Annotated in this window: 26 protein-coding genes and 2 pseudogenes; 18 read left to right on the top strand and 10 right to left on the bottom strand. The window is 36.0% G+C overall.

Features of this window, described 5'->3' with window-relative positions:
* Positions 1–313 precede the first annotated feature (313 nt).
* Complete coding sequence (locus tag ACFSTA_RS19080; RefSeq protein WP_377558429.1) at positions 314–850, top strand: ATP-binding protein; 537 nt, start codon at positions 314–316, stop codon at positions 848–850.
* Between the two features lie 61 nt (positions 851–911).
* On the opposite strand, the gene ACFSTA_RS19075 is transcribed toward ACFSTA_RS19080, so the two are convergent.
* A complete protein-coding gene (locus ACFSTA_RS19075; protein WP_377558428.1) occupies positions 912–1,751 on the bottom strand; it encodes a tyrosine-type recombinase/integrase in 840 nt (279 codons plus the stop codon).
* A 296-nt stretch (positions 1,752–2,047) separates the two neighbouring features.
* Between ACFSTA_RS19075 and ACFSTA_RS19070 the strand changes: the two genes are divergently transcribed.
* The 5 genes and pseudogenes from ACFSTA_RS19070 (at position 2,048) to ACFSTA_RS19050 (ending at position 4,932) form a co-directional block, all read left to right on the top strand.
* A complete protein-coding gene (locus ACFSTA_RS19070) occupies positions 2,048–2,434 on the top strand; it encodes a VOC family protein (RefSeq protein WP_377558427.1) in 387 nt (128 codons plus the stop codon).
* Positions 2,435–2,551: 117 nt separating this feature from the next.
* The gene (locus tag ACFSTA_RS19065) at positions 2,552–3,031 is read left to right on the top strand and encodes a hypothetical protein (protein ID WP_377558426.1); all 480 of its coding nucleotides are present in this window, start codon (positions 2,552–2,554) and stop codon (positions 3,029–3,031) included.
* A 121-nt stretch (positions 3,032–3,152) separates the two neighbouring features.
* Complete coding sequence (locus ACFSTA_RS19060) at positions 3,153–3,686, top strand: HAD-IIIA family hydrolase (protein WP_377558425.1); 534 nt, start codon at positions 3,153–3,155, stop codon at positions 3,684–3,686.
* A 446-nt stretch (positions 3,687–4,132) separates the two neighbouring features.
* Complete coding sequence (locus ACFSTA_RS19055; protein ID WP_377558424.1) at positions 4,133–4,330, top strand: hypothetical protein; 198 nt, start codon at positions 4,133–4,135, stop codon at positions 4,328–4,330.
* Positions 4,331–4,497: 167 nt separating this feature from the next.
* A pseudogene (locus ACFSTA_RS19050) lies at positions 4,498–4,932 on the top strand (GNAT family N-acetyltransferase).
* A 330-nt stretch (positions 4,933–5,262) separates the two neighbouring features.
* Here the strand turns inward: ACFSTA_RS19050 and ACFSTA_RS19045 are convergent.
* The 3 genes from ACFSTA_RS19045 to ACFSTA_RS19035 form a co-directional block, all read right to left on the bottom strand.
* The gene (locus ACFSTA_RS19045) at positions 5,263–5,391 is read right to left on the bottom strand and encodes a YfhE family protein (protein WP_377558423.1); all 129 of its coding nucleotides are present in this window, start codon (positions 5,389–5,391) and stop codon (positions 5,263–5,265) included.
* A 66-nt stretch (positions 5,392–5,457) separates the two neighbouring features.
* Positions 5,458–6,012, bottom strand: a complete 555-nt coding sequence (locus ACFSTA_RS19040) for a GNAT family N-acetyltransferase (protein WP_377558422.1) — start codon at positions 6,010–6,012, stop codon at positions 5,458–5,460.
* 378 nt (positions 6,013–6,390) lie between these two features.
* Positions 6,391–7,281, bottom strand: coding sequence for a TIGR01777 family oxidoreductase (locus ACFSTA_RS19035; RefSeq protein WP_377558421.1), 891 nt, complete (start codon positions 7,279–7,281; stop codon positions 6,391–6,393).
* 130 nt (positions 7,282–7,411) lie between these two features.
* On the opposite strand from ACFSTA_RS19035, the gene recX reads away from it, so the two are divergent.
* Positions 7,412–8,227, top strand: coding sequence for a recombination regulator RecX (gene recX / locus ACFSTA_RS19030; RefSeq protein WP_377558420.1), 816 nt, complete (start codon positions 7,412–7,414; stop codon positions 8,225–8,227).
* A gap of 39 nt (positions 8,228–8,266) precedes the next feature.
* On the opposite strand, the gene ACFSTA_RS19025 is transcribed toward recX, so the two are convergent.
* Complete coding sequence (locus tag ACFSTA_RS19025) at positions 8,267–8,926, bottom strand: SDR family NAD(P)-dependent oxidoreductase (RefSeq protein ID WP_377558419.1); 660 nt, start codon at positions 8,924–8,926, stop codon at positions 8,267–8,269.
* A gap of 156 nt (positions 8,927–9,082) precedes the next feature.
* On the opposite strand from ACFSTA_RS19025, the gene ACFSTA_RS19020 reads away from it, so the two are divergent.
* Positions 9,083–9,421 carry a YfhH family protein gene (locus ACFSTA_RS19020; protein WP_377558418.1) on the top strand — a complete coding sequence of 113 codons (339 nt, stop codon included), beginning with the start codon at positions 9,083–9,085 and terminating at the stop codon, positions 9,419–9,421.
* A gap of 43 nt (positions 9,422–9,464) precedes the next feature.
* Here ACFSTA_RS19020 and ACFSTA_RS19015 read toward each other — a convergent pair whose 3' ends face one another.
* Positions 9,465–10,451, bottom strand: coding sequence for a metal-dependent hydrolase (locus ACFSTA_RS19015; protein ID WP_377558417.1), 987 nt, complete (start codon positions 10,449–10,451; stop codon positions 9,465–9,467).
* Between the two features lie 112 nt (positions 10,452–10,563).
* Between ACFSTA_RS19015 and mutY the strand changes: the two genes are divergently transcribed.
* The 4 genes and pseudogenes from mutY (at position 10,564) to ACFSTA_RS18995 (ending at position 14,516) form a co-directional block, all read left to right on the top strand.
* The gene (gene mutY, locus ACFSTA_RS19010) at positions 10,564–11,640 is read left to right on the top strand and encodes an A/G-specific adenine glycosylase (RefSeq protein ID WP_377558416.1); all 1,077 of its coding nucleotides are present in this window, start codon (positions 10,564–10,566) and stop codon (positions 11,638–11,640) included.
* Positions 11,641–11,773: 133 nt separating this feature from the next.
* Positions 11,774–11,944, top strand: a pseudogene (locus ACFSTA_RS19005) (gamma-type small acid-soluble spore protein); the annotation flags it as partial.
* 180 nt (positions 11,945–12,124) lie between these two features.
* Positions 12,125–12,655, top strand: coding sequence for a nucleoside tri-diphosphate phosphatase (gene ntdP / locus ACFSTA_RS19000; RefSeq protein WP_377558415.1), 531 nt, complete (start codon positions 12,125–12,127; stop codon positions 12,653–12,655).
* A 103-nt stretch (positions 12,656–12,758) separates the two neighbouring features.
* Positions 12,759–14,516, top strand: coding sequence for an ABC transporter ATP-binding protein (locus tag ACFSTA_RS18995; RefSeq protein WP_377558414.1), 1,758 nt, complete (start codon positions 12,759–12,761; stop codon positions 14,514–14,516).
* Positions 14,517–14,688: 172 nt separating this feature from the next.
* Here the strand turns inward: ACFSTA_RS18995 and ACFSTA_RS18990 are convergent, their stop codons facing one another.
* Entirely contained in the window at positions 14,689–15,981 is a 1,293-nt protein-coding gene (locus ACFSTA_RS18990) for a glutamate-1-semialdehyde 2,1-aminomutase (protein ID WP_377558413.1), read from the bottom strand.
* Positions 15,982–16,103: 122 nt separating this feature from the next.
* On the opposite strand from ACFSTA_RS18990, the gene ACFSTA_RS18985 reads away from it, so the two are divergent.
* The 6 genes from ACFSTA_RS18985 to perR all read left to right on the top strand — a co-directional run bounded on the left by ACFSTA_RS18985 (position 16,104) and on the right by perR (position 20,117).
* Positions 16,104–16,541 (top strand): potassium channel family protein, encoded by a 438-nt coding sequence (locus ACFSTA_RS18985; RefSeq protein WP_377558412.1) that lies wholly within the window; start codon positions 16,104–16,106, stop codon positions 16,539–16,541.
* 59 nt (positions 16,542–16,600) lie between these two features.
* Positions 16,601–17,071, top strand: coding sequence for a thioredoxin-dependent thiol peroxidase (bcp, locus tag ACFSTA_RS18980; protein WP_377558411.1), 471 nt, complete (start codon positions 16,601–16,603; stop codon positions 17,069–17,071).
* A 120-nt stretch (positions 17,072–17,191) separates the two neighbouring features.
* Positions 17,192–17,863 carry a sugar transferase gene (locus ACFSTA_RS18975; RefSeq protein WP_377558410.1) on the top strand — a complete coding sequence of 224 codons (672 nt, stop codon included), beginning with the start codon at positions 17,192–17,194 and terminating at the stop codon, positions 17,861–17,863.
* Positions 17,864–17,965: 102 nt separating this feature from the next.
* A complete protein-coding gene (locus tag ACFSTA_RS18970) occupies positions 17,966–18,919 on the top strand; it encodes a D-2-hydroxyacid dehydrogenase (RefSeq protein ID WP_377558409.1) in 954 nt (317 codons plus the stop codon).
* A 2-nt stretch (positions 18,920–18,921) separates the two neighbouring features.
* A complete protein-coding gene (locus tag ACFSTA_RS18965) occupies positions 18,922–19,482 on the top strand; it encodes a cob(I)yrinic acid a,c-diamide adenosyltransferase (protein ID WP_377558408.1) in 561 nt (186 codons plus the stop codon).
* 185 nt (positions 19,483–19,667) lie between these two features.
* Positions 19,668–20,117 carry a peroxide-responsive transcriptional repressor PerR gene (gene perR, locus ACFSTA_RS18960; protein ID WP_377558407.1) on the top strand — a complete coding sequence of 150 codons (450 nt, stop codon included), beginning with the start codon at positions 19,668–19,670 and terminating at the stop codon, positions 20,115–20,117.
* 37 nt (positions 20,118–20,154) lie between these two features.
* On the opposite strand, the gene pabB is transcribed toward perR, so the two are convergent.
* The 3 genes from pabB to ACFSTA_RS18945 all read right to left on the bottom strand — a co-directional run bounded on the left by pabB (position 20,155) and on the right by ACFSTA_RS18945 (position 22,968).
* The gene (pabB, locus tag ACFSTA_RS18955) at positions 20,155–21,891 is read right to left on the bottom strand and encodes an aminodeoxychorismate synthase component I (protein WP_377558406.1); all 1,737 of its coding nucleotides are present in this window, start codon (positions 21,889–21,891) and stop codon (positions 20,155–20,157) included.
* The gene (locus ACFSTA_RS18950; protein ID WP_377558405.1) at positions 21,888–22,466 is read right to left on the bottom strand and encodes an anthranilate synthase component II; all 579 of its coding nucleotides are present in this window, start codon (positions 22,464–22,466) and stop codon (positions 21,888–21,890) included. The genes pabB and ACFSTA_RS18950 overlap by 4 nt, the downstream gene beginning before the upstream one ends.
* A 106-nt stretch (positions 22,467–22,572) precedes the next feature.
* The gene (locus tag ACFSTA_RS18945; protein ID WP_377558404.1) at positions 22,573–22,968 is read right to left on the bottom strand and encodes a YgzB family protein; all 396 of its coding nucleotides are present in this window, start codon (positions 22,966–22,968) and stop codon (positions 22,573–22,575) included.
* Positions 22,969–23,592 lie beyond the last annotated feature (624 nt).

Raw genomic sequence — 23,592 nt, 5'->3', positions numbered from 1 at the left:
GTAGGGGGCGAACAGTTTAGCTGACGGGATCAAGTCCCACGGGTGCTTTCGTTCTACCCCGGCTACAATGTAAATGATAAGACCATATAAAATAAGGTCAACCAGTAATTTCTGGTTAACCTTATAACACGATTGGGTGCATTAGTTAAAGAAGGTGATCTATGAAGGTCGCCTTTTTCTTTTGGTAAAATTCAAAAATATATTTGGAATATTATGTTAGTATTGAGATAGAAGTTATAATGCTAAAGGGGCAGAAGAGTGGTAGAAGCATAGTGAATTTTATGTTACGAAAAAGTATCTAAGGAGGAGAAAAATGAAAAAACGAATTCATATAATGGGAGCTTCGGGGTCTGGAACTTCAACACTTGGCTCTTCATTATCAAAGGTTTTGCCTCATACATACCTTGATACCGATGATTATTTTTGGACAACTAAATTCACTAAACAAAGGGACGTACCTGATAGAAGACGTATGCTTGTAAAAGATTTATCACTTTATGAAAACTATATTCTTTCTGGTGCAGTGTGTGGTTGGGGTGATAACTTTAAAAGTTATTTTGACCTTGTTATCTTCTTATGGATTCCGCAAGATATAAGGCTTGAAAGGTTACAACAGAGGGAATTTCAGCGTTATGGAAATGAAATATTAGCTGGTGGTAGTAAATATGAACAATCGAAATCATTTTTAAAGTGGGCATCTTTATATGATAGTGCGGGATTCGAAGTTAGAAGTAAATCTTTACACGAACATTGGATGGCAGACTTATCTTGTCCAATATTAAAAATTGAAGGGGATTATTCAGTCAATGAAAGAGTTGATATTGTCTTAGATTATCTAAATACTAATTGAACTAAATGGTGCAATAGTTGATTAGAGCAACGTGTTTTAATATGCGTTGCTCTTTAATATTCTAGAAGTATTTTCTATAAAACTCTTGCCGCAGTCTACCACTTAGTTCTGCATAAATCCTTGTAGTTTCACTTTTTTCGTGACCTAATAGGCTTTGAATAACTTCTAAAGGGGCACCATTATTTAACAAGTGCGTTGCGTAACTGTGCCTTAATTGGTGAGGGTGAATCGTTTTATTTATTCTTGCTCGTTTAGAAATACGTTTAATGATATACTTCATCTGAGCAATGCTCATTCTGTGTGGAGAACGCTCTGTAACAAATATTGCTGGGTCGTTATCGTATCTGGTATCTAAATATTTCTTTAGCCAAATATCACATCGGATATTAAAGTACACTTCTCGTTCCTTATCTCCTTTACCACGAACGATGGCAGATTGACTTCCCCAATTTATACTATTTCGATCCAGTGTAACAATTTCTCCTATACGACAACCAGTAGAAAACATAAATTCAAATAAGGCTTTTTCCATTGGAGAAAAGCAAGCATCTCTTAAATATTCGATTTCCCTTTCAGTAAGGAATTTCGGAATCCGCTTACCAACTCTCGGTTCTTTTATTTTACTAGCAGGATTTAATTCCATGATACCTTCCTCGTGTAACCACCGAAATAGGGAACGTAAAAATCTAATACGATGTGACAAACTTGAAGGCTTTAAACTATTACTTGATTCAGCTAAATATTCCTTCAGTCGTAGAGTTGATATCTTACTAATATCGATATTTCCAAAGTAATCAATAAGTAGCTTTGCTTGCAGCCTATAAGCATTTAAAGTTTGTGCTGAAAAACCTTCAATTCTCTTATCTGCCTCATAACTCTTTGCGGCTTCTGATAATAACATAACTGCTCACTCCCGAAAATTATTATTATAAATATCATTTCCAGGTAAATGAATAAAATAATTATTAAAATAATTCGGATGAATTGAATGGAATTTAATGTTAAAATTAAACTATGTTATTGTACTAATGGGGCAGGATTGTTTAAGAAGGAATTTACTAATGAGATAAAGAAATTATAGTTAAAAGCAGGAAATTTAATGTTGAATTAAACAACTGCTTAAGTTCAACAAGAGTACGAATAATTAAAACAATAAAATATGAAATGATAAATTTTTATAATCTAAGGAGTGTAAAAATGGAGTTTCGTGAGTTTGGTTTAATCTTGTTCACCGAACGTTATGAAGAATGTATTGCTTTTTATAGAGACGTTTTACAGCTGAAGGTAAGAAACGTTAAAGATACACTTGTATCTTTTGAACTTCCAAATGGGTATCTTATGGTTGAACAGGGCGGTGTTGGGAAAAATCAAGAAAAATCAAGAGAACAAAATCCCAATGTACTTCGTTTTGACGTCGAATCTCTAATTCCTATTATGAATGAATTAGAAGAACGAGGTGTTTGTTTTTCAAAGAAGAATTTAAAATTTGATTGGGGTACTATTTCAGTTTTTAATGACCCAGATGGAAATCGTATTGAATTAGGAGAAATCAACAATACAAGTGGTTCGTACACCAAAAATTAATGTAATTATTGTTCAGCAATTGGGTGCTTTCCTTGAATAAGGAATTGCATCCTTGTTCCGCTAACGCAGCAGTATTGTTTAATAAGAATAATTTATTATTAGGGGGATTAAACGAAAATGAAAAAGAAAATAATTGGTCTACTTGTAGCAACAACTATAGTTATAGTAATAACATTGGCTTTTAACAAGCTGTATATTCACAAAAAATTTGAGCAAGTAGTAAAACAGATAAACGAAGAGACGCTAATTGAAGGTATTGCAGTATCCACACACTTTGATAATGAGATTGATATGAAAACTAAATACAGAATAGAAGATAAAGAAATTGTCTCCAGTATATTAAATGGATTTACTCATATGGAATTGAAGAGAACTAAGGTTAATATGAATAATTTGGATTACGGTATGCAAGTTACCACAACAAATATGGATGCAGGTAAACGTACACAATCATTTAATTTAACCTTTAATGATAATTATCTTACTATAGTAGATTTTAGTGGAGTTAGAAGTTATAAAATAGTTAATGAATCCGAACATTTAAAAGTAATTGAATCGCTCAGAAAGAACGAAGATATTGATTGGGTCAAGTTTTAATTTTCATAACTAACGGGAGCGTTAATTCAAGAAGGATTAACGCTATTTTTGTAGAACTTATTGTACTAAAGGGGCAGAAGAGTTGAAGAACATAAGAAATAAAAGGGGGAATACCATACTAATGAATATTGAAGCAGTTTTTGTTGACCGTGATGGAACTATTGGTGGTACTGGACACTTTATTCATCCGAAAGATTTCACCCCATATTCGTTCAGTAGAGCTGCATTACAAATTTTAAAGTATAATAATATTAAAACCTTTGCCTGTACTAATCAACATAGAATTAGTAGAGGTGAAGCTACTCTCGATGATTTTTACAAGGAATTTCAATCATATGAATTTGATGATGCCTTTATTTGTCCTCATAGTTCAGATGATGACTGCAATTGTCATAAGCCAAAACCAGGAATGCTTTTGGAAGCATCAAAAAAATATAAATTAGATTTAACAAAGACTGTATTTATTGGAGACGTTGGTTCAACTGATATGTTGGCAGCTCATTCCGTTGATGCAATGAAAATTTTAGTGCTTACAGGATGGGGATATAGTTCTCTTAATCAATACAGGGATAAGTGGGCGGAAATTGAACCAGATTATGTTGCTGAGAACCTTTTAGACGCTGTTAAATGGGTCATAAATAAAAATAAAGTATAAATCTTATTGAACTAAAGGGTGCCGCTCGACAAGTTCTGTTATAAACGTTTCTAACGTGAAAAACAGAAGATAATCATAGATTAATCTTAACTTTATAACCGAGAATGGGAATAAAAGATCCATGTTTCTTGAAACCATTCCGTCAATACTCCTGCATGCGTCTTGACTGACAGGTCAAGGGGTTTGAAGTACAGGTAGATTCGGCAGAACGAAGGCTAAAGCCATTCCTCCAGAAAGGTATGCCAACGGATATGCCGCACGGCTGAAAAACTAGATAAGGTGAGAATTGTTCTTCTGCAAAAGAACTGACGAATAACCGAATGAAAGGGTCTAAAGTTAGAACATAAGGAAACTTATGGACCATCCAACGATGGTGTGAGTGGTGTAGAGTAAAAATGCACCCTATGAAACTAACTTAATGCGGTAAAGAAAGGCGGTTGAACTAAATGTATTGGAAGTTAAGAATTCCTTTGATACTAGGGGTTATAGGAGTTATATCGGGATTTGTCGAAAAGTTTCCAAATCTCTTTCTCGTGAATACTTCTAACTTTATTAAGAGTGCCGTTTTTATCGGTTTAATTGGCATCATTTTTACTATTTTAGAGAAAACAGATGCGAATGAAAAAAAGTTCATTTTTCAATAGGTGTTGGGATAATACTTTTTGGCATTATTTTTGATTATCTAATGACATAGTTTGCTTATTGCGCTAACGGGTGGCTTTAATAAAAGAAGAGGGTTCCAATTAGAAAGCCCAGATTATGCAGGAGCAAGGTACTTTAAAAAGAAATTCTAATAAGGGTGAGTTTGAAATTGAAGTTAAAAAATGTCATAAAAGCTAAATTAGGTGATATCGAAAACATTGTTGATGTTGATAGAGAAATTATTGGCAACGATAGCAGAAGGGTCTACATAACAAAAGCAGTTGAAGAAGATAGATGCATTGTTGTAAAAAGTAAAAATGAAGTTTTTGGTTTTTAAATTTTTGATACTAATTTTTTTGATTGTAGTTTTATATCATTAATAATGGTATCACTATCAGAAAGACGTAAAGGTCATGCAACATCCTTAATGGATTATTTTGTTCATATATCACCTACTATAAAGGTATTTTCTTCAACTAATCAATCTAATAAAGATATGCAAAAAGTTTTAATAAAGAATGGTTTTGTGCAAAGTGGAGTTATCGAAAACTTGGATGAAGGTGATCCGGAACTAATTTATTTTAAATCGAAGAAATTAACATAGTTATTGAGCTAACCTACTCTTCGTTGAACAACAACAATAATAAATGGGTCCTAAATATACATTATTTTATTCATTTAAATGAGCAGAAACTGTTTCATTTGAATGATTTTCGGTCTTATAGAGCATGAAAAATATCAGCGAAAATTAAAGGAATAAGCAGAAGTAATGGAATAATTTTCTACCTCTTAATTCTAGATATGGATGGAAATGAATTGGGGGTTGTACAAGAAAAGAGTAAATCAAATAAAAATAGAGAAGCCAATTAAAGAATAATTGCTTCTCTATAAGAACGTAAAATATCATTTCTCTCTTATTCAGTACCGATTACGATTAGCTCCGTTTTCCTTTCTGTGAAAACTCATTATATACTTGATTAGCATGTTTAAATTCTTTCTGATAAAGAACTTCCTGTGTCTTGGATAAATGCTTTTCCTTTGCATCATGTTTTGCTTTTGCCATATGATCACCCCTCGCTTTTAGGCTTAGGATAACCATTCCTTGATAGATTATACATATATTTCCTTTTTAGACTACCTCATGATCTACAGCTGCTTCGTTGGCAGTAAATTGCTGATAGGAAAGGTAGTGTTCTCTAGAAATAGTAAAAAGATCATACACTTCTTCTTGTAGATTAATCTTTTGATAAACTTCTGGATAAACCGTATTTCCTAACGCAACATATGGAATCTTTAATACCGCTTTTAAGGAACGTGCATTGGTTTTTCTAACTTTCATAAATATCGTTTCAATAGATGTGTTATAAAATACCTCTTCGAAAAACTGCTCCTTCGCCATTTTATTGTATCCTTTGTTAAAATAAGGCTGACCGATCCATGTTGCTAAAAATCCGTGACCGTCTTCAATATCAAATAAATTTATCGTACCAATTGGCTGATGATATTCATCCAATATCGTTCTAGAAATCAACTCACCATTTTCTTCAGCTTCCATGGTTTGTTTTGTAATAAAGTAAAACTCGTCGGTTGTCATTGCTTTCTGCCTAACATAAGGAAATACATCTGGATGTGACAACAGTTCAAATAGGACTGGCACTTCATGTAGATCACGTGTTTTTAGCATCAAAAAACCCTCCTTATTTGAGCAGGAGGGTACCGTAAAAAATATCCATCAAAGGAATCAGTCGGTAAGAGCCCCACCCGCGAATTTTTAGTTAAATTTCAACAAAAATTCGGGGTGGGAATCGAACCCACTAGAACCAGTTAAACTGGTGGCGCACCATTTGCCTTCCCTATGTAATTTAGTAATTCATGATTTGCTATAAATATAATACTATCTTTTTTTCAAAAAGGGAATCATTTTTTTTAGAAAAAAAGCGACATTTTTTTCATTATCTGCGTGCTGCGAGCTCAAGTGCGGTGGACGAGCAATCCCTTGCTAGGAGCGAACACCAACACATCTCCTCATCGACAACAGACGCCCAGCATCACCTAACTCCATTTAATTATAAATCTGCTGTAATGCTCTTTCTACTTCTGGGTATAGGAAGGAATAATTATTTTTTTCTGCTTTCTGTGGCAATACATATTGTCCCTTAAGAACTAATTGGCTCATCTCCCCAACGGCGAGTCGAAATAATGGACCGGGTGTAGGGAACCAATATGGTCGTTTCATCACGTGAGCTAATACTTTGATAAAGTCTTTATTTCGCATGGGGTTTGGTGCAGTTACATTGACTGGTCCTTCTACATGAGAATTGAAAATACAAAATAGCAGTAGTTCAATCACATCATCAATATGGACCCAGGACATCCACTGCTCACCACTACCAACTTTTCCACCCGCAAAAAGCTTAACAGGTAAACTCATTAATGGAAGTGCCCCACCTTCCTTACCTAAAATGACGCCAAACCTTGCATAAATGGTACGAATTTCGAGCGGTTCCGCTTGTTTAGCTGTCTTTTCCCATTCAACGACAACCTTTGCTAAAAAGTCATTACCAGCTTGCTTCGTCTCTTCTGTGAACATCTTGTCTTCGGAGATACCGTAAAATCCTACGGCAGATCCATTTATAAAAACGTCTGGTTTCTTATCAAGCTGCTTCATAATAGCTATTACTTTTTCCGTGGTTTCGATTCTGCTAGCTAAGATTTTATCCTTCTTTTGCTTGGACCAATATCCAAATAAGGATTCTCCAGCAAGATTTACGACACCATGGATGACAGGAAGTTGCTCAACAGGATAATCATAATCAATAAACGTTGCCATATCAGTATGTTGTTTGTTTTCGGGAGATCTTGTTAGGATGTACGTGTGGTGATTGCCTTTATGTAACGCCTTGACAAGGTGTTTTCCAACAAATCCAGTTCCACCAGTAATTAAGAAATTCATTCATCTAACCTCCTAGGCATTTTGAAGCTACGTACTAGGTGTGTCTCTATAATCATTATATGCTATAGTTATGCAATCTTACAGTTTCCACAATATTTTCATGTTAAAATAGGATTAGGAGGTGAGAACATTGACGAAAAAAATATCTCGAATTACGACACAGAAAAAAAGCAAAAGTCGCTATAATATTTATTTAGCTGATGGGGATCAGGATGTCTATGCGTTTAGTGTCGATGAAGCGGTATTAATCGAATATGGCCTCCGTAAAGGACTAGAGTTGGATCAATCAATGATCGAAACCCTTGAGAAAAAGGACACTATTCAAAAAGCATATTCTCTAGCGATAAACTTTTTAAGTTATCGTATGCGAACAAAAAAAGAGCTTCACGACTATCTCGTGAAAAAAGAGGTAGAACCGGAACATAGCAGTATCATCCTTGAAAAACTGACTGACGAAGGTTATGTGAATGATAAAGAATTCGCAACTGCCTTTGTACAAACGAGAATAAATACGTCCACGAAAGGTCCCTTACTGGTTAAAAAAGAGCTAATTGAAAAAGGAGTCACCCAGCTTATCGCAACCGAAGCAATTACGCAATATACATATGGCATCCAATACGAGAAAGCAGAAAAATGGGTAGACAAAAAACTGCGTTCCAGTAAAAAAGATTCTTTTCGTAAGCAAGTACAACAGCTGCAATCAAACTTAATCCAAAAAGGGTTTACCCAAGATGTTGTGCAAGATGTAACCCAATCAATGCAAGAGGAGAAAAATGATGACGAAGAATGGGATGCACTTGTTTATCAAGGGGAGAAATTAATTCGTAAATTTGAAAAGAAACATAGTGGCTTTGCATTTCGAAATAAAGTGAAGGAAGGTCTCTTCCGAAAAGGATTTTCAATGGAGAATATTAATAAATTTGTAGAGGAAAAAATAGTAGAGTAAAGGACTTGTGTTGAAAAGATAACAAGTCCTTCATCATGTTTACTTATCAATGAATATTTCATTGCGGCAATCGTCTTCTTGATAAATTTGTTTTGCGACCTCTTCTGGTCCCTTTAATCGTGAAGGATCATCGATATGGGAAGTCTTATCCCAAAATGGCGTATTCATACCACCCATGTAAACAGCAGTAATGGATGCTTCATTGTTTTCCAATTCTTTTTGTAAACTTTCCGTAAAACCTCTAACCGCGAACTTACTCGCACAATAGATCGATTCATTCACCTTTCCGCGTAACCCAGCAGTAGATATGATTGTTAAGATTCTACCTTTACTTTTTCGAATTAAAGGTAACGCAGATTTTACAGTTAAAATGGTGCCTTTAACATTTGTGTCTAATGTTTTATCGATATCTTCTGGTGTATAGTCTTCAACCGGACCGAATATACCGATTCCAGCATTATTGATAAACACATCCAGTTCACCTATTTGTTGAAAGGCGATACTAACAGAAGCATATTCCTGTACATCACAGAGAACCACTTCTGATTCCCCACCATTCTCGATTATTTCATGCTGCACGATATGTAGCTTTTCCCCATTTCTTCCTAATAAAAATACTTTGTACCCGTTACTAGCATATGTATGAGCTAAGGATCTACCTAACCCACTTCCAGCACCGGTAATCGCAACAGTTGGCATAATAACTCCCCCGAATTTCAGATTTGCTTTCTCTCATCCCCATGAGTTTACCCAAATTTTAGGTGATTTACCTGTAGAAAAATGAGTAGTATCATTTTCATTGTCTTAAACAATTGATAAAATGTAAAATGATAGGGTAGAAGGGGGATACATGAAATGAATTATCGATATAGTGATTATTCGATAGAGCAATTACGAGTAGAAATAGGTAAATTGAAAGAAAAAGCCCAAAAAGCGGAGCAATTAGGAAATATAAGTGAAGTTGCTGTTAACGAAAGAAAAATGCAAGTGGCTATGGCATATACACTCAATCCAGAAGATTTTCAATCCGATGAAATGTATGAACTGAACACTGATCCTGGTCACAAGTTTAAAATCAATTACATTAATGGTGTCTTTGCATGGGGTCATCGTATAAATTTACTGAATGAGGAATATGAAGAGGAAGAAGCGATTCCGATTTCATTATTAGGGAAAAAAGTAAATCAATCATGATAGATAAAAAAACAGCAGGTTGTTGTGCCTGCTGTTTCCTTCATTAAATTGGATTATCTCCAACATATAATTTATTTTGTAATTTGTGTTCAGAAAATATCCATCCGGTATAGGAGCTAATGATATTCATGTCACTATCTATTTGAACGACTGCAACAAATGGATAATATCCTTTGGAACGATACCTTAAATCGATAAAGCGTACTTCTGTATATGCATCAAATTCATTTACTTCCCAGCGATAAACAGGGGAAAAAGAAAGAAATGCAGAAATATTACTATCTTCTATGGCTTTATCCATAATCGGTGAATGTGGTAAAGGGACTTTTGTATAATCGTCCACAATTTCGATATGACCATTTTCCACAATTCCGACAAAGAATTTTTGGGAAGTTGTGATCGCAACACGCCAGTAATTATGTTTAAGCGTTGGAGATGTAGCAACTTTTTCTACATCAGGAAAATGATCATGAATTTTCTTAACAATTTCTTTTTTATCGTAATATCGTTTGATGTAATATAATAAAATTACGGCATAAATAATCAAGAATGTATATCCTGGATTCGCACCGAGTAACCATGCACCAATCCCAACTAAATGAAGGGTGAAAATATAAGGATCGAAAGTATTAATAAAACCGTGTGCGACCCATCGGTTAGTAAATGGTCTATATGCCTGTGTTCCGTAAGCATTAAAAATATCGACCAATACATGAATAATCACCGCTGCAAATGTCCATCCCCATAAATGCAGAAAACTGGTTTGCGGAACGAATAGGTGGATAATTTGAGCGATTAAAACTCCCCATATTAGGATTGCTGGAATAGAATGGGTGATTCCACGATGGTGACGAATATATGTGGCATTATTTTTAAGTTTAAGAACAGTATCGAAGTCTGGGGCGTGAGAGCCTACGATTGTTCCAACAAGAATTGCGTTAAATAGTGTAGGATCATTGTGCACAACAGGATCTAAAGTAGACAAGCCTGCAAGTGCAACACCCATTACGATATGGGTTCCTGTGTCCATCTATAATATGCCTCCTTAGAATAATTCTTAGTGAAGATAGAATAAAAGCACTCGATGTATATAGGCATTTTTTCAGTTGTATTTCTTATTGTACCATAAAGGACGTGATAATATGACAGATCAAATATTACAGGATTTTAACATTTCTGGGTTCCAAAAAGCTTTGCTCCATTGGTATGATCAGAATAAAAGAGATTTACCATGGCGTGAGAATCAGGATCCTTATCGAATATGGGTATCTGAAATAATGCTTCAACAAACAAAAGTCGATACGGTAATACCCTATTTTCACCATTTTCTCGAAAAATTCCCTACCGTTCAAGACCTCGCAGCTGCAGAAGAACAAGAGGTATTAAAAGCATGGGAAGGACTTGGTTATTATTCCCGAGCTAGAAACCTACAACATGCTGTACGTGAAGTTGTTACAGAATATAATGGTGAAATCCCAAGTACTCCGAAAGAATTAGGTTCCCTAAAAGGTGTCGGACCGTATACAAAAGGTGCCATTTTATCTATTGCATTTAATAAACCAGAACCAGCTGTAGATGGAAATGTAATGCGCGTTTTCTCTCGTTTATTACATATAGAAGATGATATAGCTCAAGCACGTACGAAAAAGCTATTTGAAGAGTATACTCGAGAGTTAATTTCCTCAGACGACCCATCTTCATTTAACCAAGCAATTATGGATCTGGGAGCAACGATCTGTACGCCAAAGGCTCCTACTTGTATGCTATGCCCTTTGCATGAATATTGTAGGGCGTTTGCCGACGGAGTACAAGAAAAATTACCAATTAAGCAAAAAGCCAAAAAGCCAAAACCTGTCCCATACGTTACCTTAGTCATAAAGAATAGGCATGATCAGGTTATTATTGAAAAACGATCAAATCAAGGTCTCTTAGCAAATCTTTGGCAATTTCCAATGATACCTTTAACAGAAGTAAGTATCGATCATATCGAAAATTGGTTTCGTTCTGAATACGGATTAAAAGTAAATATGAATGCTAAAATGGATCAAATAAAACATACGTTTTCCCATTTAGTTTGGCATCTGGAAGTTCATGAAGCTGAATTAGTAGAAGATCAAACGGTTGTCTCAGATGAACGTTTAAAACTAATAAACAAGAGTGATATTTCCCAATATCCGTTTCCGGTTTCCCATCAAAAAATCATTAAGTTAATAAAGTGAGGTCGTAACCTCCGACAATAATTTCCAAATAATGCTACATGAAATTAGCGAATTGTAATGGATAACATTCAATGAACTGGATAAATTAATTATTGCGGAGGTGATATTGATGGCTAAAAATCCTAAACAAGCTGCTTCAGGTACTAACGTTCAGAAAGTAAGACAACAGAATCAACAAGCGGCAGCAAAAGGACAACAAGCTCAACCAGGGCAACAAGGTCAGTTTGGCACTGAATTTGCTTCTGAAACTGATGCTCAACAAGTAAGAAAGCAAAATCAAAAATCTCAGCAAAACAAAAAATAAGTTACCTACCCTCAAATTTTTAATGCAAAAGAGCTTCCATTCTACTGGAAGCTCTTTTGTTACTTACCGATTAATAGTCATAATACTTTATATTTCGTTTTTTTAACTTTATAATAGATGACATATGAAAAAACATACATTCTTTGTCAGAAGGTGAAATGTATAGAAAGGAATAATGAAATGGCTGCTCCGAGAACAGGTTCCAAAATACAAATACATAGCTATAAACATAATGGCAACCTTCATCGCATATGGGATAACAGTATTGTGTTAAAGGGAACTGAAACGGTAGTTATCGGAGCTAATGATAAAACGGAAGTAAAGGAAAGTGACGGCAGAACTTGGATTACTAGGGAACCTGCTATTTGCTACTTTCACGCCAAGCATTGGTTTAATATTATTGGTATGCTTCGTAATGACGGAATATATTACTACTGTAATATCAGTTCACCTTTTGTATACGACGAAGAAGCACTAAAATATATTGATTATGATTTAGATCTAAAGGTTTATCCAGATATGACATTTGATGTATTGGATGAAGATGAGTATGCGTTACATAAAAAACAAATGAATTATCCAGTCGTTTTGGATCGGATTTTGTATAATAATATAGAATATCTACAGCGATGGGTAATGCAACGAAAAGGCCCTTTTTCTCCAGGATTTGTTGATCAATGGTATGAGAGGTTTTTAACATATCGGTGGTAATGAATAGGAAAATTATGACCTTGTTACGAACAGTAGCAGGGCTTTTCTACTTTTATCAGTAGTCATCATCATTTGAAATAATTATAATAAGGAAGTTGAAAACATGAGTAGTATCAAGCAGTATATGAAATTCGTAGCACCTTATAAATGGAAAATAGTATGGACAGTTATCATTGGCGTTTTTAAATTTGCTATCCCTTTATTAATACCGCTCATATTGAAGTATGTAATAGATGAAATTATCGATCCAGACAATGTAAAGGGGTTATCAACGGAAGAAAAAACTTATCGATTACTTTGGGTGATGGGTGGCTCCTTTATTATATTTTTGGTATTACGACCACCTATCGAATACATTCGACAATATTTAGCACAATGGGTAGGTAACAAAATACTTTATGATATAAGAGATCGACTATTTGATCATCTCCAAAAACTGAGCTTGAAATTCTATTCTCAGACAAAAACCGGGGAAATTATTTCCCGGGTAATACATGATGTCGAACAAACGAAAAATTTCGTGATGACTGGTTTAATGAATGTATGGTTAGATCTAGTTACCATTGCGATTGCAATAACAATTATGCTGACAATGGATATTTGGTTGACAATAGTTGCAATCATTCTATTTCCTTTCTTTGGGTTCTCGATCAAATACTTCTACGGAAGACTTCGACAATTAACGCGCGAACGTTCCCAGGCACTAGCCGAGGTTCAGGGGCATCTGCATGAGCGGGTTCAAGGTTTTCCTGTTACCAAAAGCTTTGCATTAGAAGATTACGAACAGGGACAGTTTGAAAAACGTAATAGTCAATTTCTTAATAAGGCATTAACTCATACGAGTTGGAATGCGAAAACTTTTGCGGTGACAAATACGATTACGGATTTAGCACCATTGCTTGTTATCGCGTTTGCAGGTTATCAGGTAATCAATGAAAATCTCACACTTGGAACGATGGTAGCTTTTGTTGCATATATGGAACGAGTATATAGTCCATTACGAAGATTGATAAATTCTTCAACAGTATTAGTGCAATCGATCGCCTCTATTGACCGTGTATTTGAATTAATGAATGAGAAGTATGATATTGTCGATAAACCAAATGCCAAAAAGCTTGATAGGGTAGAGGGCGCCATTGATATAGAAAATGTTACATTTAGCTATGAGGATAATGAAGAAAAAGTGTTGAAAAATGTTGACTTACAAGTGGATGCTGGAGAAACCATTGCGTTCGTTGGTATGAGTGGGGGAGGGAAATCTACATTAATCAGTCTCTTACCACGTTTTTATGATGTGACAGGTGGATCCATTAAAGTTGACGGCATGGATATCCGAGACGTAGAAGCACGCTCATTGCGAGATAATATTGGTATGGTTCTACAAGACAATATTCTATTCAGTGAATCCATTGCCATGAATATTCGAATGGGAAATCCGTTTGCTACCGATGAGGAAGTAATTGAAGCTGCAAAGGCAGCCAATGCACATGGATTTATTGAAGAGTTACCACAAGGCTATGATACGTTAGTTGGAGAGCGTGGCGTTAAACTTTCTGGTGGCCAAAAGCAACGGATTGCCATCGCAAGAGTTTTCTTGAAAAACCCACCTATCTTAATTTTTGATGAAGCCACATCAGCACTGGATTTAGAAAGTGAACATACGATACAGGAAGCAGTGGAAAAACTAGCATCGGATCGTACAACATTTATCGTTGCACACCGATTAGCAACAATTACACATGCTGATCGAATAGTCGTGATCGAAAACGGAGAAATAACGGAAATTGGATCACATGATGAACTAATGAAGAAAAAAGGCAGTTATTATGACTTGTATCAAGTGCAGCATTTGGATGATTAACTGTGTTACATTGTGCCCCTTCTGACAATCAGGAGGGGCATTTTAGTATGTTTGAACATGGGACACAAGTGGAGGAACATCGGCCACAACCGCCAGAACATCATCTACCAACATCAAAAAAATGCACTCTCCCTACAAGAAAAGTGCATCAATCCCTCAACCTCAACTAATTCTAAGACATCTGCTCGAATGCATGTCCGACTGCTTCAATTGTTTCATCAATATCTGCTTCGGTATGTTCCGTTGTTAAGAACCATGCTTCGTATTTAGATGGTGCTAAGTTAATTCCTTGTTCTAGCATTAATTTGAAGAAACGACCGAACGCTTCACCGTCACTCGCTTCAGCTTCCGCGTAATTAGTGACTTTACTTCCTTGACCAAAGTACACCGTCAATGCGCCACGTAATCGGTTGACAGAAATCGTCACGTCATGCTGATCGGCTTTTTCTAAGATACCATTCTCTAATCGCTCACCTAATTGATCCATTTTTTCATACACACCTTCTTGCTTTAAAACTTCTAAGCAAGCAATTCCCGATGCCATCGATGCTGGGTTACCAGCCATTGTTCCGGCTTGATAGGCAGGGCCTAATGGTGCTACTTGTTCCATAATATCTTTTCTTCCGCCATAGGCACCGATTGGTAGACCACCACCGATAATTTTACCCATAGCAGTCATGTCGGGTTCAATACCGTAAACTTGCTGGGCACTACCATAAGTGAAACGGAATGCCGTAATAACTTCATCGTAAATCACAAGTGCACCTGCTTCATGAGTTAAGTCATTTACTGATTGTAAAAACCCTTCATGTGGTTCCACGATACCGAAATTACCTACAATCGGCTCGACTAATACTGCTGCGACTTGATTCCCCCACGTATCTAGTGCCTGCTTATAAGCATCTAAGTCATTAAATGGGACGGTAATTACATCCTGTGCAACAGATTTTGGAATTCCTGCTGAGTCTGGGGTTCCGAGTGTAGATGGTCCAGAACCAGCTTGTACCAAAACAGCATCAAAATGGCCATGATAGCTTCCTGCAAACTTGATCACCTTGGTACGACCGGTATATGCACGGGCAACTCGGATGGTAGTCATGACAGCCTCTGTTCCGGAATTTGTGAAACGAACCTTCTCCAGGGAAGGGATTGCTTCTTTTAGCATTTTAGCAAATTTATTTTCTAACTTTGTAGGTGTCCCGTATAATACGCCGTTATTGGCAGCATTTGTGATAGCTTCTGCGATATGTGGATGGGCATGACCGGTTATAATTGGACCATATGCAGCCAAATAATCGATATATTTATTACCATCTACATCCCAAAAATAAGCTCCTTTAGCACTTTCCATATATATAGGGGAGCCACCACCGACAGCTTTAAAGGCACGGGATGGTGAATTTACTCCACCAACAATATGCTCCAATGCTTCTTTATGTAATGCTTCTGATTTTGAAAAATTCATCCTAATCCTCCTAAAAATAACTTCCTATCTAGTTTAACCTACTTCCGATGCAAAATTAAATGACAAGCTTTACCGGAAACATGCATATGTATGAATTAATAATGATGATAGAAGGAGATCACATGAAGATTATACCGTGGATATTGATAGCAGTAATTTGTTATATTGTCATAAAATGTCTCACTGTATTTATCAATGGGAGGAAATATAGCTTTGGAAACGAAATGCGGCAGAGTAGTTTTTCCTCTGAAATTTTTTATACCTTATTAGTTACGTACATCATTGTAATTATTGGGTTCGGTCTTATATATTTTATTTTATCATTTGAGGGGATTCTATTAATTGAGAACGGGGAAGTAAGGGAAGTTAGTGTCCTGGGTTCCATCATCCATTCGATGTATTTTAGTGGCGTTACGATGTTAACGATTGGTTATGGAGATGTAACACCGATAGGATTTGGGCGACTAATAGCGTTAATTGAGGCACTTATTGGATATATTTTACCAACAGCATTTGTGTTGCGATTGGTACAGAATACTCGAGATAATCGTGATCAATAGCATCTAGGATTAGCAAATGTTATAGTGAAGATAGACTTAATGTTTGGAGGTTTTTACACATGACAGTAGAAGTTGGAAAACAAGCACCTGCGTTTACATTACCTAATCAATCAGGGGAGACAGTGAATCTTTCTGATTATAAAGGGAAGCATGTAGTTTTATATTTTTACCCGAAAGATATGACACCTGGGTGTACAACAGAAGCATGTGATTTCCGTGATAACCATGAAAGCTTCGGCGAGCTAGATGCCGTCATTATAGGCGTAAGTCCAGACCCGGTAGAACGCCACCAAAAATTCATTGATAAGCATGAGCTTCCATTTGAACTATTAGCAGATGAGGATCATAAAGTTGCGGAAGCATACGATGTTTGGAAATTGAAGAAGAACTTTGGTAAAGAATATTATGGCATCGAACGCTCTACGTTTATTATCGATAAAGAAGGAAAATTACAGAAGGAATATCGCAAGGTAAAAGTAGATGGACATGTGGAAGATGCACTCACATTTATCCGCGATAACCTAGCATAAAAAAACAGCCATTAGGCTGTTTTTTTATATTAAATTTATATGACTTAGTGATATACACCGTTTTGCTGGAATAGTATGTAGTAATTAAAGTTTGTACAACTAGTAAAAGAGGTGTAGCTATTGGGATTGTATGAATCTGTTCGAACGAAATCAAACTCCTTTGTGCATATTAATCTATATTTTATGGTGAAGCGCGTTGTTGATATTATTATAAGCTTAGCCCTTCTCCTCCTTCTATCCCCACTATTCTTAGGTATTTGTTACCGAATCTATCGGAAAGAAGGAAAACCTATCTTTTATCGAGATTTACGGGTAGGAAAAAATGGACGAACTTTTATGATGTGGTCATTTCGAACCATGATGCATTCGTCAAAGGTTATTCGGTCCCTTCCGCCACACCCTTTTCCGAATTCCTGGGAGAAAGGTGTACCTAGTTATTTTAAATTTATAAGAGATAAAAACAGAGCATACACAATAACTGGTACATGGCTTCATAAATATCATTTGGAAAAGCTACCACAATTAATTCATGTGATCAAAGGGGATATGAGTCTTGTGGGGCCGAGTCCAGAAATACTTGAAATCACCCAATATTATAATCGATATCAAGCAAGCAGACTGAAGCTAAGACCAGGTATAACTGGGTATGCTCAAATAAATGGTGCTACAAACGAAAATCATGGGCAGAAAATAAAATATGATGTCTATTACATTAATAACTACTCCTATAAACTGGATGTAAAAATACTCTATCATATCATTAAACGAATAATGGCAAAATTATTAGAATGATTGGATGGCTAATTTTAGATCTCCCTTATTCACAATTCTATAGAAAACGTTTAGTATAGTATGTAGGATTTTCTATCGATTGATGTGAAGGGGGAGATTGTTTTGGTTATCGTATTCTCTGCAAAGATGTCAACGAAACACCAAGAAGCATTACGAGAAAAATATCCAAATCAAACATTTAATTTTTGCAATGGAATGATTGAAGCAAAAGACGAATTATCTGATGCAGATATACTTGTTACATATGGAGAAGATCTGGATGAAGCGTTAATCGAAAGGGCAAGGAAATTAAAATGGATTATGGTATTATCGGCTGGGATGGATCGAATGCCGTTTGAGGCGATTGCCAAGCGAGGTATTATCGTCACTAACGTGAAGGGCATACATAAAGTGCCGATGGCTGAATATGCAATCTCCATGTTATTACAAGTATATAGACAAGCAGACAAAATTTACGAAAAGCAAAAAGCAAGGGAATGGGGTCGATCCGTTCGCATGCTTGAAATAACCGGAAAAACGATGGTCGTTCTAGGGACAGGTGCAATTGGACAAGAAGTAGCAAGATTGGCCAAGGCTTTTCAAATGAAGACCTATGGTGTATCGAGAAGTGGACGCACTGTTGCATATTTTGATGAAACATATCAAACATTGGAATTGAAAAAAATACTACCAGAAGCGGATTTCATTGTGTCTGTCTTACCGAGTACAGAGGAAACAAAGTATTTGCTAACTGATGATCATTTTAAACAGATGAAAAACGAAGCGGTCTTTTTAAATATGGGCAGAGGCGATCTAGTAAAAGGTTCTACTATCGAAAAAGCGATTCAAGACAACGAAATAGCTCATGCTGTGTTGGATGTATTTGAAGAAGAACCGTTACCGAAGGATCATCCATTATGGAATCTGGAAAATGTTACGATTACACCACATTTATCTGGTATTTCACCAAATTATGTGCCACGTGCATTGGATATTTTTGCAAAGAATTTAGATAAATATGTAGTAGGACAAACCGATGATTTAATCAATTATGTTGACGTGACAAGGGGGTATTAAGTATGCGGATATATACAAGATCAGGTGATAAAGGAAAAACGTCATTAATTTATGGTAAACGAGTAGCAAAAAATGATTTGCGTGTAGAAGCATATGGTACATGTGATGAAGCCAATTCTATGATCGGGCTAGCACTTAGTTTTCTCGAGAGCTCGGATTGGTCCGAAAAAGACAAATTTCTTGAAACAATGCATCGCGTGCAAACGATCTTGTTTCATGTAGGGGCAGAGCTAGCGACTCCTAGTGATAAAGAAGTTACTTGGAAGTTAAAACAAGAACATATTCAAGAATTAGAAGATCAAATAGACAAGTGGGATAGCGAACTAGAGCCGCTAAAAAACTTTATTTTACCTTCTGGAAACAGTACATCAAGTGCTCTACATACCGCAAGGACAATTGTAAGACGTGCCGAACGAACAGCGGTAGGATTAGTAGGGGAAGAAGTGAAAAATCAACTCGTTGTATCTTATCTCAACAGACTATCTGATTTCTTATTTGTAGCGGCTCGTTATGTGAATAAGGAATTAAACGGGAAAGAAATACCATTACAAGCAGATGTTTAATATGGAAGCAAGCAGTAAAACATAATACTACTGCTTGCTTATTTATTTTTATCCATTAGTTATATTAATTATCAGGATACAATATACTTATATTGACAGAATGCGGTTGAACAGCGTAAACTAATTATAAAGATTATAAACTAATAATATTATCATTCATAGAATTTATATTGAAAGTGAGGTGCATGGCGGTGTCTGAAAAGAAATTACAAAAAGCGATTGATCGTTTGAAGCAATCTGGTGTCCGGATTACACCACAACGTCATGCGGTGCTTGATTATCTCCTCAACGCAATGGTTCATCCTACTGCAGATGAAATCTACAAAGCACTAGAAGGTAAATTTCCAAATATGAGTGTTGCCACAGTGTATAACAATTTGCGCGTATTACGTGAAATAGGTCTTGTACGGGAACTTACGTATGGTGACTCGTCAAGTCGTTTCGACTGTAATACATCGGAGCACTACCACATTATTTGTGAAGAGTGCGGCAAAATTGTAGATTTCGATTATCCATCATTGGATGAAGTGGAATCGTTAGCTGAACAGGTAACGGGTTTTGAAGTTAGTCATCATCGAATGGAAGTATACGGTAAATGTGAAGATTGCAAAGAACTTCATACACAGAAACAGTAAACAAAAGCCAAATGCGACGTTGCATTTGGCTTTTACATTATGAGGTTATCATCTCAACATGTACCCATTTCCGTACACTATTAATGAGCCAAATGTTGGTACATGCGTTTAACTGATCTACCGTAATCCTTCGTTCTTCTATGATTCCATCCTTTAATAATGATGATCGGAAAGTTCCTGCTAATAACCCTGATGCAACAGGTGGCGTATACAGTTTGCCTTCCATCTCCACAACGACATTCCCTATGGTGAATTCCGTTACTTCCTTTTCCTCATTCCATAACAATACATCGAAAACATGTGGGGATTGTTCTTTCATACGTTCATAGACCGATCGATTGGTTGTCTTATGGTATAAGAACACATCGTTTTTTTGAACCGGTTCCTTACTAAGGGATACACGTACAGATTCGGTAATCGGCGGTGATTCCTGTACTTCAATTTTTGTTTCACCGTTACTCGATACAAGTAATCGGACTTTCCAGTATCCACTACTTTTCCCCTCAGCTATTTGCATTAGTTGCGCTCCGACTTTTTCGGTATCGATATGGAACTGAAAAAAATCAGCAGATCGCTTCAATCGTTCGAGATGCTCTTCCCATACAATATACGCTCCATCACGTAATCCAAACGTTTCAAGTAATTGAAAATCAGCAGGGCTATTGGTTAAAATCTTTGCTTTTGTCAGGACTTCATCGTATTCCTCTTTACTTGTAGAATCCCAAGTTATTCCGCCTCCGACACCGTATTGTGCATGCCCAAAAGTGTTATCAATTAAAACCGTACGAATTGGCACGTTAAAAATTGCTTCTTTTTCAGGGGTTATAAAGCCAATAGTTCCACAATAAACTTCGCGTGGACTTGTCTCTAATTCATGAATGATTTTCATTGTACTAACTTTTGGTGCACCTGTAATGGACCCACAAGGAAAAAGTGCTTTAAAGATATCAGTGACAGTTGTCTCTGGTTCAACCTCAGCAGTCACGGTAGAAGTCATCTGATAAACCGTTGGATATTCCTCAATGGTAAAAAGCTGAGGTACTCGCACTGTACCAGCTTTAGCAATTCTTCCTAAGTCATTTCGTAATAAATCAACAATCATCACATTCTCCGCACGGTTCTTTTCCGAGTGGTAAAGCCACTCTGCATTGGCTGCATCTTCTTTCAAAGTCTCACCCCGACCGATGGTTCCTTTCATCGGCTTGGTTGTAATTTTCCCATCCTTTAAATGAAAAAATAATTCTGGAGAAGCGGATAATATCTGGTGACTCCCTATGTCTAGGTAAGCACTGTAATTTGCTGATTGTGATGCAGCAAGCTGATTATAATAGGCGATAGCATCTCCTTGAAAATCCGATGATAATCGAATGGTATAATTTACTTGATAGGTATCGCCCTGGGCAATATAGTCTTTAATTTTAGCAATCGACTGGTTATATTTATTGATATCTGTTTGAGGCTCCCACGTATCCGTGTGAAAATGATTGCTACTAAGTAAGGGTTCAGAAGTGGGTTTATGAAAAATGCCAAACCATAGTAGTGGCATGGTTGAATTTTCGTGCACGGCAAAAGCTGAATCGAATGCAGGGGCTGCTTCATAAGAAAGATAGCCGGCCGCATAGTAACCATTATGGATAGCGTCTTGAATTTTATTTAGACATGGAAGTATTTCCTCTACCGAATGAGCTACGATCACATCAACCGGGTCCTTAAAGCATAGCGGCTCTTTCTTCCCATTGTCATGAATGAAATCGAAATATAATTCGTGATTCATGTTACGCAACTCCTATCCGTAAAGAAATTAGCCAATAGTTGTAATCCTTCTTCCGATAATATAGCTTCAGGGTGTGATTGGATCCCTTCCACATTAAAATCGTTATGCCGTATCGCCATTATTTCCCCTTGCTCTGTCTGTGCACTGATCGTGAAACTGTTTGGGAGAGATTTGTTATCTACAATTAAAGAATGATATCTAGTAACATTTAAAGGATTTTTCAAGCTATGAAAAATCCCCTTTTCATCATGTATAATAGAAGAAACTTTTCCATGCATCGGTTTAATTGCCTTCGTTACATTACCTCCAAAAGCCTGGGCAATAATCTGATGCCCTAAACACACCCCTAGAATGGGGATATCCTTATAGAAGTGTTCCACTATACTTAGACAAATTCCTGCATTATCTGGATTACCAGGACCAGGTGATAAAAGAATATGAGAAGGATTTAATTGTTCAATTTCTTCTATTGTAATAGTATTATTTCTGACAACAGTAACTTCCTTATTTAATTGGCGTATATATTGAACTAAGTTATATGTAAATGAATCGTAATTATCTATAATTAATATCAATCTTATCATCCTTTATTTCAACGAGTAGAAAATAATATGTAAGTAAGCCTCCTTCATTATATTTTTATAACATAAAAAAATCCACCCTAATCGGTGGATAATGTTATTACTTCTTATTCGTTTGATCTTGTTTCTCTTTTAGTTCTTTTCTATATTTAGGACTATTGTATTTTTCATCAAACTCTTTACCTTCTAAATCTTTGTCTAAAGTAAGTGGCTGGTCACAATGCATACATGCATCAACACGCCCTAACATTTTCGTTGGCTTCTCACAGCTCGGACATATTATGGAAACCGCACGTACGGAGAATAAGCCGATCCAAAAATATATAACACAACTAAAGACAACAAATAACACACCAATCACAAAAAATATTGCCATTAGCCATTCAATTTTCTTCGTTAATATTCCACCATACATAAATAGGATTCCAACGAAAACCATAATTAAGGCAAAGGTACGGATTTTATTTATTTTGCTTGAGTAGACAAGTTGAGACATACCTATTTTCCTCCTTCAATAATTCATGAATAGTATAGCATACTTTGGACTACCTTTAGAATTAATAAATAGTATAGCTTAGTTGAAAGGGAGAAGTGGAAAAGCTGAATTGAATGAAGGAAGCTATTATATAGGAAAAGAAATTCAGGAAACCTAATTCCTGTAAGTTACAAAAGTATTATAAAGAGCTGGTGTATTGGTGAAATAACGTATTCTCTGCATGTATTAATTTGTATTAAATTAGTTGTTGACTTTGGATATATAACCGTGGTAAAGTTAAATCCGTCGCTAATCACACGATTTAACGACAACTTACAAAAAAATATATTAATTACTTGTTGACTTTCAGTTAAGTAATATGGTATATTATTAGAGTCGCTGATTTGAGAGGCGGCGCAATTAAATAACCAAAATAAAAAAACAATTTAAAAAAGTTGTTGACATCAATTGGTTAGTCTGATATGATATAAAAGTTGCTGTTAAAAAGCAGCACACAAAAATTGCTCTTTGAAAACTGAACAAAACAACCAGTATGTTAAGACAGAAAAACAACCCTGTTTTTCTAAAAAAGCAACAAATCTAGAAGCTAGTGTTTCTAGTAGCTAAGAACTTTCATATGATTGA

Source organism: Ornithinibacillus salinisoli, from assembly GCF_042684965.1.
Taxonomy (GTDB): Bacteria; Bacillota; Bacilli; order Bacillales; family Amphibacillaceae; genus Ornithinibacillus; species Ornithinibacillus salinisoli.
Note: the sequence above shows the minus strand (reverse complement) of the source record. Positions and strands in the feature narration are given on the sequence as shown.

Excerpts from the sequence above, each read along its gene's own strand:
- ACFSTA_RS19080 (WP_377558429.1), top strand. The coding sequence starts at position 314 with ATGAAAAAACGAATTCATATAATGGGAGCTTCGGGGTCTGGAACTTCA.
- ACFSTA_RS19075 (WP_377558428.1), bottom strand. The coding sequence starts at position 1,751 with ATGTTATTATCAGAAGCCGCAAAGAGTTATGAGGCAGATAAGAGAATT.
- ACFSTA_RS19070 (WP_377558427.1), top strand. The coding sequence starts at position 2,048 with ATGGAGTTTCGTGAGTTTGGTTTAATCTTGTTCACCGAACGTTATGAA.
- ACFSTA_RS19065 (WP_377558426.1), top strand. The coding sequence starts at position 2,552 with ATGAAAAAGAAAATAATTGGTCTACTTGTAGCAACAACTATAGTTATA.
- ACFSTA_RS19060 (WP_377558425.1), top strand. The coding sequence starts at position 3,153 with ATGAATATTGAAGCAGTTTTTGTTGACCGTGATGGAACTATTGGTGGT.
- ACFSTA_RS19055 (WP_377558424.1), top strand. The coding sequence starts at position 4,133 with ATGTATTGGAAGTTAAGAATTCCTTTGATACTAGGGGTTATAGGAGTT.
- ACFSTA_RS19045 (WP_377558423.1), bottom strand. The coding sequence starts at position 5,391 with ATGGCAAAAGCAAAACATGATGCAAAGGAAAAGCATTTATCCAAGACA.
- ACFSTA_RS19040 (WP_377558422.1), bottom strand. The coding sequence starts at position 6,012 with ATGCTAAAAACACGTGATCTACATGAAGTGCCAGTCCTATTTGAACTG.
- ACFSTA_RS19035 (WP_377558421.1), bottom strand. The coding sequence starts at position 7,281 with ATGAATTTCTTAATTACTGGTGGAACTGGATTTGTTGGAAAACACCTT.
- ACFSTA_RS19025 (WP_377558419.1), bottom strand. The coding sequence starts at position 8,926 with ATGCCAACTGTTGCGATTACCGGTGCTGGAAGTGGGTTAGGTAGATCC.
- ACFSTA_RS19020 (WP_377558418.1), top strand. The coding sequence starts at position 9,083 with ATGAATTATCGATATAGTGATTATTCGATAGAGCAATTACGAGTAGAA.
- ACFSTA_RS19015 (WP_377558417.1), bottom strand. The coding sequence starts at position 10,451 with ATGGACACAGGAACCCATATCGTAATGGGTGTTGCACTTGCAGGCTTG.
- mutY (WP_377558416.1), top strand. The coding sequence starts at position 10,564 with ATGACAGATCAAATATTACAGGATTTTAACATTTCTGGGTTCCAAAAA.
- ntdP (WP_377558415.1), top strand. The coding sequence starts at position 12,125 with ATGGCTGCTCCGAGAACAGGTTCCAAAATACAAATACATAGCTATAAA.
- ACFSTA_RS18995 (WP_377558414.1), top strand. The coding sequence starts at position 12,759 with ATGAGTAGTATCAAGCAGTATATGAAATTCGTAGCACCTTATAAATGG.
- ACFSTA_RS18990 (WP_377558413.1), bottom strand. The coding sequence starts at position 15,981 with ATGAATTTTTCAAAATCAGAAGCATTACATAAAGAAGCATTGGAGCAT.
- ACFSTA_RS18985 (WP_377558412.1), top strand. The coding sequence starts at position 16,104 with ATGAAGATTATACCGTGGATATTGATAGCAGTAATTTGTTATATTGTC.
- bcp (WP_377558411.1), top strand. The coding sequence starts at position 16,601 with ATGACAGTAGAAGTTGGAAAACAAGCACCTGCGTTTACATTACCTAAT.
- ACFSTA_RS18965 (WP_377558408.1), top strand. The coding sequence starts at position 18,922 with ATGCGGATATATACAAGATCAGGTGATAAAGGAAAAACGTCATTAATT.
- perR (WP_377558407.1), top strand. The coding sequence starts at position 19,668 with ATGGCGGTGTCTGAAAAGAAATTACAAAAAGCGATTGATCGTTTGAAG.
- pabB (WP_377558406.1), bottom strand. The coding sequence starts at position 21,891 with ATGAATCACGAATTATATTTCGATTTCATTCATGACAATGGGAAGAAA.
- ACFSTA_RS18945 (WP_377558404.1), bottom strand. The coding sequence starts at position 22,968 with ATGTCTCAACTTGTCTACTCAAGCAAAATAAATAAAATCCGTACCTTT.